Below are 1,000 nucleotides of genomic sequence, written 5' to 3' on the forward strand. Positions count from 1 at the left end.
TCCCGATGGCCGGTACGGCTATGTCTGCTCTTCGTTCAATCCGGTATTGGCTGTGTTCGATGTCGCGACCCACGCGCAGGTCGGACAGGTGGCGCAGCCAAGCCCCTTCTGCCCCAACATCGCCGCGACGCCGGACGGCAAGCAAGTGTGGTTTACGCTGAAGGACATCGGCAAGACGGTCGCATTCGATGCTCGGCCACCCTTCGCGATCCTGAAGGTGCTGGATACCGGGCCTATCACGAACCATGTCAATTTCGCCCGCACGGCCAAGGGGCAGTTCGCGTATGTGACGGTCGGCGGAGAGAATGTGGTCAAGGTGTTCCGCACGTCCGACTTCACGCCGGTGGCAACAATTCCGGTCGGCAAGATGCCGCACGGTGTTTGGCCATCGGGCGACGGCCGGCGCGTTTATGTCGGGCTAGAGAATTCCGATGAGCTGGCCGCGATCGACACTGCCGGCAACACGGTCGTCGCTACCGTGCCGGTCGGACAGGCACCGCAGGCGATCGCCTATGTGTCGAACGCAGTTCCGACAGGCCCCGGCACCGACAATCTCCAGCCGCTCGGCACAGCGGGCAAGGCGCTGCATCTGACCATGGGGCCGATTGGCGGCAAAGGTACGGCAAGCAGCATCACCCTCTTCGACCAGGGCATCATTCAGGTCGTGCAGAGTGCCGTTACCGGTTTGCAGCCCAAGAAGCCTTACATGCTCGTACTGACCGCCAATGCGGACGGCAGCGGCGCTGTAGAGCCGCTTGCGAACTTCATGAGCAACCCGGCAGGTGCGGCGATCGTCAACGCATCGGGTCCGATCCGCCAGATCGTTCAGGGCAGCACCGCGACACCCCGGCGCTTTCTGGCGGTTGCGGAGGTGGTGAACGGCGCGCCGGGGCGCATCGTGCAGGTGCAGCGCGACTGAGATGGACCCGCTTGCCGCCGCGATCGAACCGCTGATCCCCGGGCTGCGCCGCTATGCCCGGTCGTGGTTGCGCGACCGGGT

1 protein-coding gene is annotated in these 1,000 nt (G+C 64.6%); it reads left to right on the forward strand.

Features of this window, described 5'->3' with window-relative positions; all coding sequences use genetic code 11:
• The coding region (locus SSA01S_RS18865; RefSeq protein WP_369691218.1) for a YncE family protein at window positions 1–919 on the forward strand (919 nt) is incomplete at its 5' end.
• Between the last annotated feature and the right edge of the window lie 81 nt (window positions 920–1,000).

The organism is Sphingomonas sanguinis NBRC 13937 (assembly GCF_001591005.1).
GTDB classification, from domain to species: domain Bacteria; phylum Pseudomonadota; class Alphaproteobacteria; order Sphingomonadales; family Sphingomonadaceae; genus Sphingomonas; species Sphingomonas sanguinis.